The organism is Psychromonas sp. psych-6C06 (genome assembly GCF_002835465.1).
Taxonomy (GTDB): domain Bacteria; phylum Pseudomonadota; class Gammaproteobacteria; order Enterobacterales; family Psychromonadaceae; genus Psychromonas.
Genome location: NZ_PIZM01000001.1, coordinates 97,025 through 116,976 on the forward strand (window position 1 = coordinate 97,025; position 19,952 = coordinate 116,976).

At 39.0% G+C, this 19,952-nt stretch carries 15 protein-coding genes; 7 read left to right on the forward strand and 8 right to left on the reverse strand.

The features are described 5' to 3' along the window. Positions 1–5: 5 nt before the first annotated feature. The gene (gene cydX, locus CW745_RS00440; RefSeq protein WP_101106425.1) at positions 6–134 is read left to right on the forward strand and encodes a cytochrome bd-I oxidase subunit CydX; all 129 of its coding nucleotides are present in this window, start codon (positions 6–8) and stop codon (positions 132–134) included. Positions 135–383: 249 nt separating this feature from the next. On the opposite strand, the gene CW745_RS00445 is transcribed toward cydX, so the two are convergent. From CW745_RS00445 to queF, 6 genes are all read right to left on the reverse strand, one after another. Continuing rightward, on the reverse strand, positions 384–2,105 hold the full coding sequence (locus CW745_RS00445; RefSeq protein WP_101106426.1) for a hypothetical protein: 1,722 nt from the start codon (positions 2,103–2,105) through the stop codon (positions 384–386). Positions 2,106–2,207: 102 nt separating this feature from the next. After that, positions 2,208–2,990: a flap endonuclease Xni gene (gene xni, locus CW745_RS00450; RefSeq protein WP_101106427.1), complete on the reverse strand. Its 783-nt coding sequence runs from the start codon at positions 2,988–2,990 to the stop codon at positions 2,208–2,210. After that, positions 2,987–4,342, reverse strand: a complete 1,356-nt coding sequence (gene ppnN, locus CW745_RS00455) for a nucleotide 5'-monophosphate nucleosidase PpnN (protein ID WP_101106428.1) — start codon at positions 4,340–4,342, stop codon at positions 2,987–2,989. Before ppnN ends, xni begins: the two co-directional genes overlap by 4 nt. A 481-nt stretch (positions 4,343–4,823) precedes the next feature. After that, positions 4,824–6,281, reverse strand: a complete 1,458-nt coding sequence (locus CW745_RS00460) for a GGDEF domain-containing protein (protein WP_101106429.1) — start codon at positions 6,279–6,281, stop codon at positions 4,824–4,826. A 195-nt stretch (positions 6,282–6,476) separates the two neighbouring features. Further along, positions 6,477–8,684 (reverse strand): hypothetical protein, encoded by a 2,208-nt coding sequence (locus CW745_RS00465; RefSeq protein WP_101106430.1) that lies wholly within the window; start codon positions 8,682–8,684, stop codon positions 6,477–6,479. Positions 8,685–8,703: 19 nt separating this feature from the next. Further along, positions 8,704–9,573 carry an NADPH-dependent 7-cyano-7-deazaguanine reductase QueF gene (queF, locus tag CW745_RS00470; protein WP_101106431.1) on the reverse strand — a complete coding sequence of 290 codons (870 nt, stop codon included), beginning with the start codon at positions 9,571–9,573 and terminating at the stop codon, positions 8,704–8,706. A 118-nt stretch (positions 9,574–9,691) separates the two neighbouring features. Between queF and syd the strand changes: the two genes are divergently transcribed. Then, a complete protein-coding gene (gene syd, locus CW745_RS00475) occupies positions 9,692–10,252 on the forward strand; it encodes a SecY-interacting protein (protein ID WP_101106432.1) in 561 nt (186 codons plus the stop codon). Here syd and CW745_RS00480 read toward each other — a convergent pair. Further along, entirely contained in the window at positions 10,236–10,724 is a 489-nt protein-coding gene (locus CW745_RS00480; protein WP_101106433.1) for a YcxB family protein, read from the reverse strand. The genes syd and CW745_RS00480 overlap by 17 nt on opposite strands. A 110-nt stretch (positions 10,725–10,834) precedes the next feature. Between CW745_RS00480 and CW745_RS00485 the strand changes: the two genes are divergently transcribed. Next, a complete protein-coding gene (locus CW745_RS00485) occupies positions 10,835–12,007 on the forward strand; it encodes a cystathionine beta-lyase (protein WP_101106434.1) in 1,173 nt (390 codons plus the stop codon). Between the two features lie 52 nt (positions 12,008–12,059). On the opposite strand, the gene CW745_RS00490 is transcribed toward CW745_RS00485, so the two are convergent. Further along, positions 12,060–13,379 carry a GGDEF domain-containing protein gene (locus CW745_RS00490; protein ID WP_101106435.1) on the reverse strand — a complete coding sequence of 440 codons (1,320 nt, stop codon included), beginning with the start codon at positions 13,377–13,379 and terminating at the stop codon, positions 12,060–12,062. A gap of 195 nt (positions 13,380–13,574) precedes the next feature. Between CW745_RS00490 and CW745_RS00495 the strand changes: the two genes are divergently transcribed. The 4 genes from CW745_RS00495 to CW745_RS00510 all read left to right on the forward strand — a co-directional run bounded on the left by CW745_RS00495 (position 13,575) and on the right by CW745_RS00510 (position 19,949). After that, on the forward strand, positions 13,575–13,919 hold the full coding sequence (locus tag CW745_RS00495) for a hypothetical protein (protein ID WP_153069724.1): 345 nt from the start codon (positions 13,575–13,577) through the stop codon (positions 13,917–13,919). Between the two features lie 198 nt (positions 13,920–14,117). Then, positions 14,118–15,377 (forward strand): TolC family protein, encoded by a 1,260-nt coding sequence (locus CW745_RS00500; protein WP_101106437.1) that lies wholly within the window; start codon positions 14,118–14,120, stop codon positions 15,375–15,377. A gap of 10 nt (positions 15,378–15,387) precedes the next feature. After that, positions 15,388–16,809, forward strand: coding sequence for an efflux RND transporter periplasmic adaptor subunit (locus tag CW745_RS00505; RefSeq protein ID WP_101106438.1), 1,422 nt, complete (start codon positions 15,388–15,390; stop codon positions 16,807–16,809). After that, the gene (locus tag CW745_RS00510) at positions 16,806–19,949 is read left to right on the forward strand and encodes an efflux RND transporter permease subunit (RefSeq protein ID WP_101106439.1); all 3,144 of its coding nucleotides are present in this window, start codon (positions 16,806–16,808) and stop codon (positions 19,947–19,949) included. Before CW745_RS00505 ends, CW745_RS00510 begins: the two co-directional genes overlap by 4 nt. Positions 19,950–19,952 lie beyond the last annotated feature (3 nt).

The window sequence follows — 19,952 nt, forward strand, 5'->3', positions numbered from 1 at the left end:
ATTTTATGTGGTATTTTGCATGGATTTTAGGTGTTTTGTTAGCTTGTTCGTTTGGGATTATTAACGGTTTATGGTTTGAGCAAACTGAAGCTAATGAAAAAGAGAAAGCAGAAAGTGATAATGTAGGTGAGTAATACCAATCGAATTAAGTATGTGATCTAAATTTTGCGCAGAAAAAGTAACTTAACTCAAGGCGAAACTTGACGTAAATGGTTATTCCCTTTACAAAATTTTCAACGAAGAGGTAAGTTGCTTTAACCAGTAAAATAGATCAACTATTTATTTCGTTTGGTATAATAACGACACCTAAATTTTTTCGCTGATAATGAGAAAGGGGAGCATTTTGCTCCCCTTTTTTTACCTGATTTTTAATGAATCCATGTTTAAGGCGCTTTATTATTAATCTTTGATTTGAAGATCAGACCTTGTTCATTAATATCAATACTCATCTGCATACGCGCATCATACTCAGTCATAAACATCGCTTCTTCTGGAATCTCCTCTCCTGCAAGTTCGGCTGCGGTAATAATTGGAGTAACCATTTTTTTGAAGTCGAAACTAAGGTTGTAAAGGCCGTTTTTAGCAATTGCTTCTGAGGTCAGCGCATTAGCTACCTTTTCTCCCTTACTACCATTGTAGATCACAATATGTTGCCCTTTAATCGCTAGTTGCGGATCAAGGTTAAGTTCACTTGGCATTGGAATGATGCTGTTGAGTGCTACCGGTGTACCGTTATTACTCAGCTCTATTGATTGAAGCTCTGGAATAAACATTTTAGCGGAGTTAAACAGTTGGCTTGGGTTTTCTGCGGTTAATGTAAATAATGCATCAAGGTTATCAAGCTGTGGCTGACTATCTATTTTTGAAACACTGTAATCCAATAAGCCAATGCTGACACCTTGCACGCCACTTGCAAAGTTTGCTCCCATACTGGCCATACCGATCATTTCACCTGATTGAGAAATCTGTGCTTGTAATTCAGCTAAAGGCTGGCAACGATAGCTTGGTGTTTGTAAGTCACTCCACACAGTATTTAAACTATTAGCAAGTTCGCTAACATCAAATCCGACTGCCATTGCTAAGACGCTATTGTGAAAGTCATTAGTATAATTAGGAATAAAACCACGAAGTGCAGCAAGCGCGTTGATAATGGTTGCATTTTTACTTTCGACAATGGTTGAAACCGCTAAGGTTGACTCTTTTTCTGTTACCTCTAATTGTGTGTATCCGGCAACGGTTCTTGGCCAATTTGCTGTGATCGTAGCAAAGTCACTCGCACACTGTTCATTTCTGATTTGATTTAGGACTTCATCCTCACCTAGGCTTTTTTCAAGATGACTGATCTGCTTTGCTAATTGATTTCCATCTTTGGTGGTTAACCCTTTCATTAGTTCAACATGGTTAATAAAACCGATACTTGCTTGCTTAAAGTTATGCTGTTTAATGATCTCTTCAACTGTACCGCTGTGCGCTAATGAATTTTTTGCCTTACTTAAACCGAGGGCTGTAGATAGTAGCGCGTCATCGTTATAACGGCTATTAAGGGTGACGGTTAATAAGCCATTATCAATTGCGACAATGACTTCCGCATTTATCGGATCGGTTTCATCACTTATTGGATAAGCGCGATAGGAAAGGTTATTGAGTGTCCCTTTTTTATGGGTAAAGCCACTTTCTAGTTCTGTTTTATCAAGTAGATCCCAGATAGCTTGTGGGTTAGCAACTTCAATTTTAAATACCGGTAATAATCCTAACGTGTAGAAGTAAGCACGAACATCATCAGCAAGACCAAACGTTTTAACTAATAGATCGGCATCTGCTAAGCCTGCTTCATAGGTTTTGATTAAGCTAAGTATAAAGTTTGCCGCTGGCTGTGTCGGGTCATACAAAGTATCTATTGTTTCTTGCGCGGTAGGATCAATAATTTTCGGCGCTGATTTTATATATTTTTTGATTGGAAAAGCTTCAAGTTGAGCTGCAAAAACAGGGGTATCGGCAGGAACATACTCAAGGACGTTATACGCTGGTGTTGTTTGTTGTTGGTTAAGTATATATGCGCCAGCGCCAACAGCGACAATAGCACCTGCAATGATAATTTTGTTCAAGTGATTTTCTCCATGAAATGAATACTATAAAGTGATTAAGCTGTTATCTTACTGAAAATAGATAGCTAAGCTATTTAAAAAGTCACTTTTTTATTATTTTTGTTACTTTTGTATATAGCGAAGGTCTTGTAGGTTAAAACCGAGGGTGATATCTGTTTTTAGGCTGACCAATTGTTTCGCAAGCAGGGCATCTTGGCTGGCATTTTTTACTTTTAATAAGCGCTTATCATTTTCTTGGGGTTCACTTTCTAGCATCGCTTGCAGGCTTTGATATTGCGTAAGCAGTGCCAGTGCACCTTTTTCACCAATACCTTCAACACCTTTGATTGCACTACTTGAGATTCCGGTTATAGCCCAAAAATCTGTGAGTTTATCGACACTTAAACTCATTTTATTTAAAACACGACCAGTATCGGTATAACTGTTTTGGAAATAATCGTAAATAAGTGTCTGTTTGTTTAATAACTGATAAAAGCCTTTATCGGTTGAAACAATAATGGATTTTTGTCCGTTGTTACTCATCTTGGTACAGAGGGTCGCAATGAGATCATCTGCTTCATCTGTATCTGTAACAAGAGACTCGATACCGAGATCAAAAAAACTGTCTTGGATTGTCTCTAAATAATCTTTAAGAGGGATTGGAATTGGTTTTCGGCCTTGTTTGTATTGCGCATAAAGCTGATGTCGCCAACTTGGTGCATGACTATCAAATACACAAATAATATGCGTTGGGTGGTGAATATTGATTAACTTTTTCAGTGCATTACATGCTGTACTATTGGTCATACTGAGTACGCTGTGCTGGTCTTTTTGTTGTTTTTCTTGAACAGCATAGATGCGACGAATAAGGTTCATCGCATCTATGATCAATAGTGTAGATATCATTTAACTATCTTATAACATGGGGTATAAACCGTTCCAGGGAGTTTCATTCTACCTTGTTTAATAAAGCTTTCGAGTAATGCATCAACTTTTTTCATGAGTACTTTATCCCCTTTAATTTGGAAAGGACCAAACTCTTCAATGGATTTAATACCTTCATCCTTTACATTTCCGCCAACTATACCAGAAAAAACGCGCCGTAAATTTGAAGCAAGCTCTTGCACTGGCTGGTTTTTAGTTAATACAAGATTACTCATGTTTTCATGATTTGGAATAAAAGGGTATTGGAAGGGCTCATCAATCTTCAGAGACCAGTTGAAAGAATAGGCATCGCCAATAGCACGACGATATTCTGTTACTTTACCCATCGATTTTTTGACTACTTGTGCTACACGAGCAGGATCGTCAATAATAATTTGATAGTGTCGTCTTGCATCGTCTCCGAGTGTATCAGCAATAAACTGATCAATTGCTTCAAAGTAGGCGATACTTTCTTTTGGACCCGTTAAAATAATGGGCAAAGGTTGACGTTTATTTTCTGGGTGCATCATGATACCAAGAATATAAAGTAATTCTTCCGCAGTTCCTGGGCCACCTGGGAAAATAATAATGCTATGCGCAACGCGTACAAAAGCCTCTAGTCGCTTTTCAATATCAGGCAGGATCACCAGCTCATTTACGATAGGGTTTGGTGGCTCAGCTGCAATAATACCTGGCTCTGTTAAGCCAATGTAGCGTCCATTATTGACGCGCTGCTTCGCATGACCCACTGTTGCTCCCTTCATTGGGCCTTCCATCGCGCCTGGGCCACATCCTGTACAGATATTTAGTTCACGCAATCCTAATTCACTACCCACTTCGCGGGTATAGTTAAATTCGGTATCATTGATTGAATGACCGCCCCAACAAACTACTATATTTGGCTCGACACCTGCTTTTAAGATATTTGCGTTACGCAGTATAGAGAATACCAAGCTTGTTATTTGTGAACTCTTATTTTGGCCCGGCTCAATAGCTAATTCAATGCGCTTATCTACATAAAGTAAGTCTCGTAATACGGAAAAAAGGTGTTCTTGAATGCCTTTAATAAGTTCGCCATCGGTAAAAGCTTCTTCGGGTGGGTTTTGTAGTTCAATTTTAACGCCACGCTCTTGGTGTAATACGTTAATTTTAAAGTCTTTGTATTTTTCTAAAATCTCTTTACTACTGTCTGTATGGCTACCAGAATTAAGTACTGCGAGGGAACAATTACGGAAAAGCTGATAGATTTCACTTGAGGCAGATTCTTGTAATTGGTTAACTTCAAGTTGTGAGAGTAGCGCCATGCTACCAACTGGACTGATATGAGAGATCATAATATCTCCTTATAGAATAAGAGAAAAGTGATATAAGCATAACCTATCATGATGATAGTTCAATACTTTGTCATGATAGGTTATGCAGTGTTAATACCAAATCCACTAAATAACTGATCAATCTTACTGGTTAAAAGAAGCTATTTGAGCGTTAAAATTTCGTAAAGGGAACAACCATTTGCATCAATTTTCGCCTTGAACTGACTCCTTTTTCCTACGTAATATTTGCTCACTATATTAACGGAATTGGTATAATAAATGCTTTGTTAACTTGTTGATAAAAATGAAGTATATAGAGCTGATTGAACTATGCTAAGGGCTGTTGAAAGTTAATTTAGGTGTTTGAAAGAGAGCTTGTGATGTTAATGTTGTGCGTTTTATCACTTAAGTAAATCCATTAAAAGTAAGTTAAAGTCTACCGATATTGAGTAAACTTTAACTTTTACCTATTCAAACTTGCTTAGGGAAAAACTGATGATACTTATTTTTGGCAGTAGATAACTTGGTTTCGTCCTCCCGTTTTTGCCTGATATAAAGCTTGATCAGCGCGTTCAAACGCAGTTTCAATATCATCCTCTTGGGAGAAGCTTGTACACCCAACTGAAATAGTAATACTGATATTTTCCTTTTTAAATTTGAACGGTATATTTTTTATAGCTCGGCACAATTTTTCAAGGGTGATTTTTGTTTGTTGTTGGTCTATTTCAGGTAATAGAACTGCAAATTCTTCACCACCATAACGAGCAATAAAGTCGGTATTGCGAATCGATTTTTGAAGTGTTTGGGCAATAACATTTAGCACTTTATCACCGGCTAAGTGTCCGAAAGTATCGTTAATCATTTTAAATTTATCGATATCAATGACGGCAATGTTAAGTGGGTGTTCATAACGTTTAAAACGGGTATATTCTACTTGTAAGCGCTCACTCCAGGCTGCTCGGTTAGGGATTTTAGTTAAAAAATCTACATGCAGTTGCTGGCTTTGTTGTTTGAGTGTTTTCTGATAGTTATTGGTTTCGTTTTGCAACTCTTTAATCTGTCTGACCATCCCCTGAAACTGTTGTCGCACCTGTTGCTCTTTATCTGCTTCGCGCTTAGCAATCATATCCTCTACACTTTCCACGTAGCTGAAAATATGTTTTTGTAAGGTTGCAATATCATGCGCATTTTCCGTCGCTAATTTCAAAGCCGAAGATTTTTTCTGAATGCTTTTAACACATTGATCTTGGCTCTCAAAGGCACTTTCTGCACGCTTAATATTCTTAGCGAAGTTGAGATAAAACTGCGTGAGACTATCGTTAAGTGTATATAAAAAATGACGTGATGAACGACGTTCCTCGCGAGTGCTATCGATAATTATTGAAATAATTTGCAAACAGTATTGAGGCAAGGCAAGTGGATCTGTTGCGTTAGATATTTTCTTCCTAATGATTTCTAATTTTTTGCTGTAACTCTGTCCAACATCTAAGTCTAGAATCACTTGTTGTAATTCATCACAAATATTTTCAATAAGTGGGGCGTCAGGGGCCGTGCTCTGAGAAGTATTATTTTTATTGAGTTCAATAACCACTCGCTGATATATTTTTATAATGTTTGTTAGTTCATTATGGTGCTCAAGCGTAGTATAAGGCTGGGTTATATGTTTAGAGTCCTCAATCTTTTGGGTGCTTGTTGCGGATAGGTTATCCAGCTTTTGCAGTTGAATTTGAGATTGAGAAACAATTAACCTCCCCTCTAGTAGCACATCTTCGAGCGGGTAATCACACTCTGCCAATTTTTCTATGCACTCTTGATAAAGCGCTTCAGTAGTGGTGGCTGAACTACTGTTTTGTAACTTTTTTAAGAAAGAGTGTTGGTATTTATCAAATGTTTTGTCTTGACGGGAGGTGCGTTTTAATAGCTGTTGAAGCAAGTTTAGTGCAGCCACAAGCGAGGTCATAGTATCTATTCCATTAAATTTATTAGACGCTACTCAGAAAGACGCTACGATAATTTTCCTATCCATTCATTGGATAAGATTAGTTACGATAGAAATAAAGCCACTGAATAGATTTTGTTTTTATTATTGGCATTAATTATTAGTAATTAACCGCTATTGTGCAAGTTTGAAGGCTAAGTTAAATGACAAAATGCGCTACCTATCTAACTCTGGCCAATAAAATTGATGCGTAGGGTGGCTACTGTGAATTTTTACAATGCCTTTTTGAATCGCCTTTTGGCCCAAAATCCATAAATCACCATCAAAGAATGCCGGTTGTAGATTGTCGATGGCATAAAGCTCTAGCCAACTGGATTCTTGGTAGCTATTTCGAAGTTGAGTTGCGCCATAAAGTGCCAAACTACTTAGGTTTAACATGCGAGTTGGTGTTATTGCGCGGCTAACGTTATTAAGAAATGGAAAGGCAACAATACCAATCGAAATATCATTAGTCAGGTGATATTTTTCACTAAAAAGGGTGAAGAAGTGTTCTATTTTTTGAGCAAAATGTTGCGCACTAGTATGTCCTTTTTGTTCACTAATAAACAAAATTTGATTGTCTCTCACCTGGAAAATATCAGCACTATCGGTGAAAAATATGAGTAACGCTTGCCCTAATTTTTTCTCAAGCTTTGCACCTGCAAACAAGCCAGATAAGGCATTTAATTGCGTTAAAAAGGGTATGTTCACCAAAGCGTAATATAATGGCTCATCATGGTAAATATAATTAAATTCGTTACCTTGCGCCTGTTGAGAGCGTAATTTTGTGCGTGGATGATAGTTAAGTTGTCGTTGAGAGCGGCTTTCAGATTCTGCTAACTTTCGGTTACGTATCAAAATATAAAAAAGGCTAAGGATACTGATGATGAGTAATGTAATGGCACCATAGGTAAGGGTTTTGAAACGCGCATTAGTATTTAGCAGATCATTGTTTTCTAATTCCAGTTGTCGTTGCTGTTGGGTTAACTCGATTAGCTGCAGTTGCTCATTAATTTGTAGTTGTTGCAGAGTAAATAAACGCTCTTTAATGTTATTCTGAAGTGCATGGAAGTTCTTAAAGTGTAAGATCGCCTGCTGGTGGTTCCCTGTAATCTCATAACTAGATGCAAGCATTTCAAAGGCTTGTACACGTAATTCAGGGTATTGCTCGCCGGCAATACGTAATATTTTTTCTAACTGTAAAATAGCTAATGCAGGATCATCATTAATGATATTTAGACGTGCTAATAATAATAGGCTCGCAATTTGATAGCGGGGTTCTTTTAAGCGGGTAAAGTGGTAGCGTGCATTTTGCAGGTATTTTTGTGCGAGTAGGCGCTCTTTTTGATTTTCTTTATTAATGACGTGGCTACTATAGGTACGACCAAGTTCAAGATATACGTGTGCTAATAAGGCGCTGTGTTTTTCGTTCTGTATTAGCTCTAATGCATTAAACAGGAAGATAAGCGACTGGTTTTTCTCTTTGTTTTGTTCTTTTAATATGGCTAGCTGAATCAGACTTTCCGCGCGTTTTATACGGTTTTCTGTTTGCATGTATAATTCAACTCGTTGGCTTGCAAAATCGATGGCACGGCTAAATAGATGTTTCTGTTGATAAAGTTTAGCAATGCTTTTTTTAGTTTCCCCACTGAGTTTAATAAAATTGTATTGATTGGCTAACTTATCTGCTGCAAAAAGGTTGGCAACAGCCAGTTGCTGTTGATTAATTTTGGTGTAATAGATCCCATAATAATAGGCTAGCCAGCCATGTAATTTATTGCTCTGATTATTCTTTAATAAATCTTTAGCTGTTTCTAAAGAGAGGTTGGCATTTCGATATTGATCACTCTCAAGCGATAATTGTGTAATGGTCAGGAGTAACTTTACTTCTAAATTGGGCGAACTTGCAAAGGGCGCTAGCTCCATTTTTCGAAGACTCGTGGTGAATATTTTGATGAGTAGTTGGTTGTTAAAGTCTGGGCGCTTTTCTTCTGGGATTTCAGAGGCAAGAATATTCAATGTGCGTAACTGATCCGCAGAAAAGCTTTGCTTTTTCAGTAGGCTGCTCAGTAGTTCATAGGCTTTGTGGTAGTTCTCTGTTTGTGTATAACAAAATGCCAGTAATTGTATAGCAATCGCATTATTGTCTAGCTCGTTATTTTCATCGGTTATAGGGCCTGAATTTACATCGTAGGACTGTTGATTATTAATATAATTTTCAGTGGTTTCAATACAGGCATAGGGGTTTTGGTAGCGACCATGATAGACATTTTTCAAAGGTGCTGAAATATTCGCATCCAATAGCTCTATTGCAGACACTAAGGTCGGAAAAGAGAAAATCAATGATGCCATTAAAGCGATGAGGTAACGCATGCTATCTTTCATAAAAACCAATCTGAGTCTTCTATTGGCGCAATAAGCGCAGTTTATTTAAGTTATTTTTTTTCTCATGAGCATTTTGTGAACATCGATAAGGATTGATGTCTAAGCCTCCTCGACGAGTGTAACGTGCGTAAACAGAAAGCGAATCGATTTCACCAAAATTCATGAGGTCGCAGTAGATACGCTCCACACATTGCTCGTGAAATTCGTTATGTTGGCGAAAAGATATTAAATAGCGTAATAGTTTCTCACGGTTAATCTGTTTGCCAGTATAAGTTATTTCAACACTCGCCCAATCGGGTTGACTGGTAATTAAGCAGTTTGATTTTAACAGGTTTGAGTAAAGGGTTTCTGTGACTGGCGTGGCATTGCACAATCCCTCTAATAGGCTTGGAGTAAGTTGATAGTTATCAACATTAATATCTAAATCATCAATACATTGTCCTGAAAAGCAACCTAATTGTTCATTAAAGTTGCTCATATCTGCATTCAGTTCAACACTTACCGGTTTATTTGCACAGGCTGAAAGATCAGCCTCTAAGCAACGTTGTACCGCCTCGACACTTTCAAATTTAGTCTGATTGAAACTATTTAAGTAGAGCTTGAACGATTTAGACTCAATTAAGTTATCACTATCATAGGGAACATAAACGACACCAGTTGCAACGACCGGCTTACCTTTGTTATTTAACCAAGACAATTCGTAAATATTCCACAGATCACAACCAGCAAAAGGTAAGTTATCTGCTGTTAATTTTAGTTCATTGCGATTTAAGCTTCTTGGCACTCCCTGTAATAAAGTGACATCATATTCACTTTTATATTCAGTAACCTGACCAAGTGATAAGTTTTGTAAGGCTGTTGCTTGTGAGTACAGAGGTTTGTCAGTCATGGTTATTCGCTTTTTGAAAGTAATAATATCCCCGATGTTTACCGGGCCACAGTTACGCTAAATTTTATATCTGTGTACAATAGGTGCATTGTAACTAAATAAAAGAAATTTTCGAGCAATGAATAACAGAATAAAAACAGCACTTAGTGAACTTTTTCAGCGAAATGCTGAAATCTGGCAACAAGAAAAGGGGAGCTTACCAGAACAATTATTTGATCCAGAGTGGCTTTCGCCGTGCCAAGTTGAAAAGCTTGATGGTCAGGTAGTGACTTGGTCTCCTGTTGAGCGTAGTGAAGAAACTACACTGAACAATATTGAAGAAGCTCTTGAGATCACATTACACCCAAGCATTGAAGAACTTTATTGTAGTTATTATGCAGGTGTTCTTCCTTGTCTGTTTGATGGTCATCCGATTGAACTCATTCAGGTATGGAATGAAGAAGACTTTAACTTGCTACAAGAAAACATGATTGCCCATTTTATGATGCAAAAACGTCTCAAAAAGCCTGCGTCTATGTTTATCGCAAGTTGCAGTGATGAGATGCAGATTATCTCTATCTTAAATGATACCGGAGAGGTGCAACTTGAAACATTAGGAAAAAAACAGGAGGCAATTTTAGCCCCCGATTTAGCTTCCTTCCTCGATTTACTCGAGCCAGTGATTAGCCATGAAGATTAGTATTATCGGTTTTTGTCTTAATAAAATTTAATGCCTCGCCACTGAGGCTTTTTTTAGACAGATAGCTTTGGTTGTTATTTTTTAACTTCAGAATAATGCCAAGTGGGGTGTCAATAACTTCGCTGACTTCAGACCACACAATGCTTTGATTTTGATAAAGGCTAATAATTTTAATGGCTTCATCATCAATGGTCAGTGTAATCGTATTACCTGAATTTTTGCTCCACATCTGCCTAGATAACCACCAAGCTTTACGGTATTTAAAGCTAAAAAACTCCACAAAGGCAAGGCCAATAAAAAACAAGCCGACTGCAACTGATTGATCTGTTGCAATCATAATGATAAAACCAAAGATGAGTAGCGCACCAATAAAATGATATCGACACTTTTTAGGAGGATTAATTAATGATGATTGCTCATAACATTCTGAAAAATGCGCGCGGTCGAGAATAAATTCACTTGAAAATTGCATGTAATGCCTGCTTAAAGGTAAAAAGAGATAATATTATATACCTTTTTGTTTATGTTCAAAATGTACGTAAATGTTAATATAACCCTCCCCTAAATAGTTGGAATAATCGGATGAAAAAAGAGACGCAAATTGTTAGCTTAGGCCGCGATAAAAAATGGACCAAAGGGGTGATCAATCCTCCTGTATTTCGTGCATCAACCATGCTTTTCGAAACCATGGAAGAGATGCGTTTTGCCACTAAAAACAGAGCCAATGGCGAGATGTTTTATGGCCGTCGTGGGGGGCCAACTCATTTTGCTTTTCAGGCTGCTATTGCTGAATTAGAAGGTGGAGTGGGAACCGCGCTGTACCCATCTGGCTCTGCCGCTATCAGTGGTGCTTTGCTTTCATTTTTAAAAGCAGGTGACCACTTGCTAATGGTTGACAATGCCTATGAGCCTACTCGTTCATTATGTGATGGATTGTTAGCGGGTTTTGGCATTGAAACAACTTATTATGATCCGATGATTGGTGAAGGCATTAAAGAGCTTATTCAAGAAAATACCAAAGTCTTGTTTTTAGAATCACCGGGATCGATCACCATGGAAATTCAAGATGTGCCGACATTAAGTCAAATTGCGCATGATAATGAAATGATCGTCATGCTTGATAATACATGGGCATCGCCAATTAATTCTCGTCCTTTTGAGATGGGAGTAGATATCTCAATCCAAGCGGCCACCAAATATATCGTTGGCCACTCTGATGTGATGATGGGCACGGCGACATCAAATGAAAAATACTGGGATCAATTACGTGAAAATAGCTACTTGATGGGACAGTGTACTTCTCCTGATGACGTATATTTAGCTAGCCGTGGTTTACGTACATTAGGTGTGCGTATGGCGCAACATGAACAAAATGCACTCAAAGTAGCTAACTGGTTAGCAACACGTCCAGAGGTTGACCATCTTCGTCACCCGGCCTTTGAAAGTTGCCCTGGTCATGAGTTCTTTAAACGTGATTTTAGTGCCTCTAATGGATTGTTCTCATTTGTACTGAAAGAGGGCAATTTAAAATCAGTAACTGCGTTAGTAGAAAATATGCACCATTTTAAAATGGGCTTTTCATGGGGCGGTTATGAGAGTTTAATTTTAGGCGTATTTGGTATCGATAAACTTAGAACAGCTACGACGTGGGACAGTAAAAAACCATTAATTCGTTTACATATCGGACTTGAAAATGTAGATGATTTGATTGCTGACTTGGAAGCCGGTTTCGATCGCTTTAACGCCGCTTTATAACGGTTATGAGACTCTGCGTAGCGATACGCTGAGTCTCTTTAAAGTCAGAGTATTAATCGCTTGCCTGTACTTGATTACGCCCATTTGATTTTGCTTGATACAGTGCTTGGTCTGCCCTATCAATAAATGCAGTGGTCGCTTCCCCTTCCTTCATCTCAGCTACACCAAAGCTAGCTGTTATTTTTAAATCTCCAGGAAACGTTTGGCTTTCAATAATCGCACATAACTTTTCTGCGGTTGCCACGGCGCGGGCAAGGTTGCTATTTTTACATATTAATATGAACTCTTCTCCCCCCCAGCGACCTAACCTGTCTGCAATGCGAATATTACTGTGAATTGTCTGTGCGAAGGCGACTAAAATATCATCCCCACGATTGTGCCCATGTACATCATTAATTTTTTTGAAGAAGTCGATATCGATAAATACAATGCTAAAAGGTACTTGATTCGTTGTTAATTGATTACTGCATTCCGAGAAGTGATTACTCAGTCCTGCTCTGTTTCTTAGTCCCGTTAAAGAGTCCCGTTTAGACATCTTTTCAATTTCACTTTTTTCTAGTTTTAAAGCATGCATTATCTCTAATAGACGTGCTTGCGATGCTTTGGCTTTTTTAAAGTGATAGCGATATAAGCCAATTTTTGCAATGAGGTAAATAAGTGCCGAACTTAACCACATGGCAATGATCGTAAACAATAAATTTTCTTTAGAAATATAGAGTCGTCTAAAAGTAATTTCGTTGACCGTCGCTTGCATCTCCCCAAACTCAACTAAACCTGCTGTTGCTATTTCTAACAAAGGCACGTTAGTAAACTCTCGACCTTGAAATTCCGGCGGAATATTACGCATCCCAGACCACCAAGAGGCAACATTAAAGTCGCGTAATTGAACATACTCACCACTCGGAAATGAGTTAGGTTCAAATTCAATTTCGTTTATTTTCATTGAGTTATCATCAGACTCTAAATTACTGTAGGCGGGATTATAGTTACGGATATAAAAGCGTAAACGTTCTGGTTTTGGGCCTTTGTAGCTGATATCTAAAAAGACTTCATCGTATTCTGAAAGGTCTAACCCTTGTTGATGTTTGTAGACACCTGGTTTATCAATGGGGGCAAGATGAATTTTAATTTCGCAGTAAGGCCATTGATAGGCCGCTATAATGTCACATTTAAAGGTGACACTGTCCTCATTTTTTTCAACTTCAATGGTAGATTCACCACCTTGAACTGCGTCAGAAATACCGATAATGGGATAGGAATCATCTAGTGGTATGTTTAGCGTCTTGTAAAAGCCTGTATTGTGAATAAAGAGCAATAGTATGCTAATAATGATTAGCAGAACGAGTGCGATATATTTATTAAAAAATGCCATGTTAACTCCTATCAACGTACTTTAAAGCTAGTAGAAGAAGTTAATTAGGACTACTACTTAGTGATGAATTGATATAAAAATTGTATTTACTGTCTAATTTTTAGAGTTATTACCTTAGTAGATATTGACCCTTCCCTAGGGGCATAGCTTAACGTTCAACCTATCCATTTCCACAATATTCAGATAATGCAGTAAATGAAACGATTCACCACTCTATTTGTAATGATCACTATCCTCTTCACCTTCACTGAGAAAGTGATGGCGGTTGCACCGATGATTGAGACTAATATGCAGATGGCTGAACATTGTAAAATGACCAGCGATATGGGGATGGTTGCTTCAAAATCTGATGATTGTCCTATGATGGAGATGCAGAGCTGTAGTACAGATTGTGAAATGATGACCGTTGTTTCGTTATTACATTTTGTTGAAGAGCAACATCAAGTGTTGTTTGCAGTCTCTCAAATAAAATATACCCCCCTTCGAATGACTCCCGAATACCACTTTTCTAAGCCCTTAGACCGTCCTCCTTTCTTATAAAAACCTCACTCCTGATATGCCTTGCTTTGGTTAATGCTTTAATCAATATATATCTTAATTATTGTTCCTACATATTTTGCAAGTGCCACTTTTCAGGCCTGAGGTTTATTAATTTTCGACAATAACGCTGTCTTTCGACAGAGAAAATTAATTATCCATTACTTGCTGTTGTAATAATGGATAGGAAAGGACAATCCGATGAACAGGTTAATATTTGCGCTGTTATTTTTATTAATAATGTCGCCGAAGATTTTTGCTTTAACATTGCAGGATGCACTCAACATTGCACTAACTGAAGATCCTGCACAACATATTTATGAAAACCAACAAAATGCATTAATGGCAATGGGAAAAGCTAGCGCGACGCTTGCAGACCCCATGATAAAGTTGGGAATGGCTAATGTACCTAGCGATAGTTTTTCATTAGACAAGGATCCCATGACCCAGCTTAGTTTCGGCTTATCACAGCAGTTTAGTCGTGGTCAGTCCCGTAGTATTAGGCAAAAAGGGTTCAACCTACAGTCCCAAGCTAGCGCATATCAAGCACAAGAAAGGCGTCTATTAGTCAGTAAAACAGTGCGTGAATTGTGGCTTAATATTCTTCTTATTGAAAAATCTATGCGCTTAGTTTCTGAAAGTAGAGTGTTGTTTAGTAGCTTTTATGATGATCTCTCTGCACAGTTTTCTCTAGGTCTTGCTGAAAATGAAGATCTAATTAGTGCAGAGATTGAGCTTGGGCAATTCGATGAAAAAATTGCCAAACTTACGCAACAGTCATCGGCATTACGTAGATTATTAAGTGAGTGGATAGGTGAGCGCGCTTATCAGCCACTCACCATTGATTTACCAAAATGGAGTGAAACAATTGCGTATGTTAATAATAATGATGTGGTTAATGAACAACATTATGAATTGCTGACCGAGCATCCTAAAGCAAAAGCATTTAAGCAAAGTGTGTTAGTCGCACAGAGTAATATTAATCTTGCTGAACAAGATTATCAGCCCAGTTTTAAAGTTGAACTAGGTTACGGGAAACGTTTCTCTAAGATGGATAATGGCGAGTCTAGATCTGACCTGCTAAGCGGTTTTGTTTCCATGGATATCCCACTGTTTACTGATCAGCGTCAAGACCAAAAAATGATTGCTGCACAGCATAGCAAAGGACAAAAGCAAGCTGAATATAGACTCTTGCTTCGCCAATTAAATGCGCAGTTAAGCGCTGAAATTGTTAACTACCATCAATTAGTCGCACGACAAATGCGATACAAACAAAGCTTGCTTAAACAAGCAAAACTGCACTCTCAGTTACTAGAGCAAAGCTACCAATCGAATACACGACCATTCAAAGAGGTGATTCAGGCTTATATCCATGAATTAAACCTTTCGCTTGAGTATCAGCAACTCTATTTCGATGGTTTAAAAAGTCTTGCGACCATCCGTTATTTCCAGGGACTTTAAGGAAAAAATAATGCGTTATTTATTAATATTATTGGCAGGCATCACTATCGGTATGCTTAGCAGCCAATCACCAAAAATCAGTTCACTTTTTAATTCACAGCAGCCATTAGAAGCGAGTGAAGAGCCACAAGTATTGTATTGGGTTGCGCCGATGGATGCTAATTATCGTCGAGACAAACCGGGTAAATCGCCCATGGGAATGGATTTAGTACCGGTTTACGAAACGCCCGATAACGAACCTAAAATACTGTATTGGGTTGCGCCAATGGATGCCAATTATCGTCGTGATAAACCGGGTAAATCGCCAATGGGAATGGATTTAGTGCCGGTTTATGAAACTAACCAAGAAGATGAGGCGGGGCTGGTCACGATATCCCCAGCCGTTGAAAACAATTTAGGGGTACGCACAACTGAAGTGGTTAAAGGTGATTTTAATATTGCGATTAATAGCTTAGGAACCGTGCAAGCCAATGAAGATGCATTGTGGCAGATTAATAGTCGCGTTTCTGGTTGGGTTGAAAAACTGTATGTGAAATCGGTCGGTACGCAAGTGCAAAAGGGCGATAAACTGTACGCCCTGTATTCGCCAGAATTAGTAAAAGCACAGGAGTCGCTATTTAATGCGATTAAACTCAATCGTAAGGTATTAGTACAATCTTCAAAAGAGCGTTTACGTGCATTAGGGGTGAGTAATCAACAGATTAAACAGGTTGTTAAGACTAATAAAGTGCAACAAAAAATTATTATTTATGCACCACAAAAAGGCACAATATCGCAATTATTGGTTAATGAAGGGGCTTATATTTCACCATCAACGACAGTGGTCAAAGCGGTAAATCTTGATACGGTTTGGGTTGATGTAGAAGTATTTGCAGCGAAAGTATCTTTAGTGAAATTAGGTGATTTAGCGACCATGACCTTGGATTATTTTCCTGGTAAGGAGTGGCAGGGCAAGGTGGATTTTATCTACCCCGAAATGAGTCCTAATAACCGAACATTACGTGTGCGCCTGCAATTTGATAACCCCACTGCACAACTTAAACCTAATATGTTTTCCTCAGTAACCTTAACCTCAAAAATGGATCAGCAACGAGTGCAGATTCCACGTGAAGCAGTTATTTACGCAGGAAATATGAACCGCGTTGTTTTAGCTTTAGGAGAAGGGAAATATCGCTCCGTATTGGTAAAGGTTGGTTTAGAAAATCAACATTCAGTAGAAATTTTATCTGGCCTTGAAGTGGGGCAAAAAATAGTCACTTCAGCGCAGTTCTTATTGGATAGTGAGTCAAGTATTAGTGCTGATTTTGAACGCATGTTAGAGCGTCAAGAGCTACAAATGCTACCTGCTTATGATCCAACAAAAGAGGACGAAGATTTAGATTGGCTTGATTTTGGTATGTTAAACGCACCTATCAAAGAGGTGATTTTATGATTGCACACATAATAAATTGGTCGATTAAAAATCGTATACTGGTATTGCTTATTACCCTTGCCATTGTTGTATATGGGCTATTCGCTATTCAAAAAACACCGATTGATGCAATTCCCGATCTTTCGGATGTACAGGTGATTATTAAAACAACTTACCCCGGACAAGCGCCACAGGTTGTTGAAGATCAAGTTACTTACCCATTAACCACCGCGATGTTGAGTGTACCTGGTGCGAAAACAGTGCGTGGTTTCTCTTTCTTTGGCGATTCCTACGTATATATCATTTTTGATGATGATACCGATATGTACTGGGCACGTTCACGTGTACTTGAATATTTATCGCAGGTAGCGCCTAACTTACCGCCTCAGGCGCGCTCTGCACTGGGCCCTGATGCAACAGGTGTTGGCTGGATTTTTAGTTATGCCCTAGTGGATAAAAGTGGCAAGTACGACTTGAGCGAACTGCGCAGTTTACAAGACTGGTTTTTAAAATTTGAATTACAAACGGTAGCAGGCGTGTCAGAAGTGGCGACTGTTGGTGGCATGGTAAAACAGTATCAAGTACGTGTTGATCCAAACAAACTGCGTGCCTACAACTTGTCACTGAATCAGATTAGTAGTGCCATTAAAAATGGTAATCAAGAATCGGGCGCAAGTGTGCTAGAGATGGGCGAAGCTGAATACATGGTACGTACTTCCGGTTATCTTTCGTCGATTGAGGATTTAGCCTCCATTCCGCTACAGGTAAATGATAAAGGAACGCCACTGCTATTAAAAGATGTTGCCGAGATTCGGTTAGGGCCACAAATGCGTCGTGGTATTACGGAACTTAATGGTGAAGGAGAAGTGGTCAGTGGCATCATTGTGATGCGCTTTGGCGAGAATGCGCAGGGAGTAATTGCTGCGGTAAAAGCAAAGCTGAATGAATTGCAAAAAAGCCTGCCTGACGGGGTTGAAATCATACCGACTTATGATCGTTCTGAATTGATTAATGACGCCGTTGATAACCTCTACGATAAATTAGTCGAAGAGTTTATCGTGGTTATTTTAGTCTGTGCCGCTTTTCTGTTTCATTTCCGTTCTTCGCTGGTGGTATTACTGAGTTTACCTGTGGGTATTTTTGTGGCGTTTATCATCATGTATTGGCAGGGCATAAACGCCAACATCATGTCGCTCGGTGGCATTGCAATCGCAATTGGTGCGATGGTAGATGGTGCAATCGTGATGATTGAAAATGTGCATAAGCACATGGAGAAAACTCCTTTAAGCGATAAAAATCGTTGGCAGGTGATTGCCAAAGCAGCTAGTGAAGTGGGGCCTGCGTTGTTTTTCTCACTGCTTATTATCACCTTTAGCTTTTTACCCGTTTTTGCATTAGAGGGGCAATCTGGCAAGATGTTTTCGCCACTCGCCTTTACTAAAACCTATGCAATGGCAGCTTCTGCAGGATTAGCGATCACCCTGATTCCGGTATTAATGGGGTATTTTATTCGTGGAAAGGTGCTTGCCGAGCATAAAAACCCACTCAATCGTTTAGTGATTGCTATCTATAGACCTTTTTTAACTTTTAGCCTGCGTTTTCCAAAGTTGTTAATTGGCTTTGCACTGGTGCTACTAGTGATTGGTTTTTATCCGGTCAATAAAATTGGTAGTGAGTTTATTCCGCCTTTAGATGAAGGTGATCTGATGTATATGCCAACCACTTATCCCGGTATCTCAATCGGTAAGGCGCGTCAGTTATTACAGCAGACCAATAAGCTGATCAAAACAGTGCCGGAGGTAAAAACTGTATGGGGAAAAATTGGTCGCGCTGAAACAGCAACCGATCCGGCGCCATTGACCATGATCGAAACGGTGATTCAGTTCAAACCTGAAAATGAATGGCGCGCTGGCATGACCCAAGAAAAGTTAAAACAGGAACTAGACAGTTTAATCCAATTTCCTGGCTTAACTAATGCTTGGGTGATGCCGATTAAAACACGTATCGATATGCTGGCAACGGGTATTAAAACCCCTATCGGTATTAAAATTGCGGGGGCTGATTTAAACGAAATTGAAAAAATTGGCAAACAGGTTGAGCAAATTCTAAAGCAGGTAGAGGGCACCGCATCGGTTTATGCTGAACGCGTGAGTGGCGGACGTTATGTCAAAGTGGATATAAAGCGTGAAAAAGCTGCGCGTTACGGCCTGAATATTGCTGAAATTCAGCAATTAGTCGCAGTGGCAATTGGCGGGCAAAATATCACTGAAACCATCGAAGGATTAGAGCGTTACCCAGTCAATTTACGTTATCCAAATGATTACCGTGACTCTATCAATACCCTTAAATCATTGCCAATTATTACCCCAGCCAAAATGACCATTAGCTTAAATGATGTCGCCGATGTTTATATTGAAGCGGGCGCACCGATGATTAAAACCGAAAATGCGCGTTTAAATGGTTGGATATTTGTGGATATTGAAAATCGAGATTTAGGATCCTATGTGCAAGATGCGCAAGCGATTGTTAATCAGCAATTACAGCTACCAACGGGTTACTCGTTAGTGTGGTCAGGGCAGTATGAATATATGCAAAAGGCAAATGAGCGCTTGGCAAAAGTGATTCCTGCCACCATTTCAATCATCATTATTTTGCTCTATTTAGCTTTTAGACGAGTAGGGGAAGTCTTACTGATTTTATCGACCCTGCCCTTTGCGTTAATGGGCGGTATTTGGCTGATGTTTGCCCTTAGTTTTAACTTCTCAATTGCAGTTGGTGTCGGTTTTATCGCCCTTGCTGGCGTGTCTATTGAGATAGGTGTGATCATGTTGCTCTACCTTAATCAATCATTTGAGGCGAAAAAGCAACAACGTTTGGTTCTCTTTAATGTCGATGATCTGCGTGATGCCGTGATGGAGGGCGCGGGTTTACGCGTTCGTCCGGTGATGATGACAGTGGCAACCGTAGTGATTGGTTTAGTGCCAATTATGTTTGCTACAGGAACTGGTTCAGAGGTGATGCAACGCATTGCAACACCAATGGTAGGAGGAATGGTCAGCGCGGTTATTTTAACCTTGTTAATTTTACCTGCGGTTTACTTTCAATGGAAAAAATTCAGTTTACGGAAACAACTTGCTGTGACGCAATCAGTCGCTCAATAATTT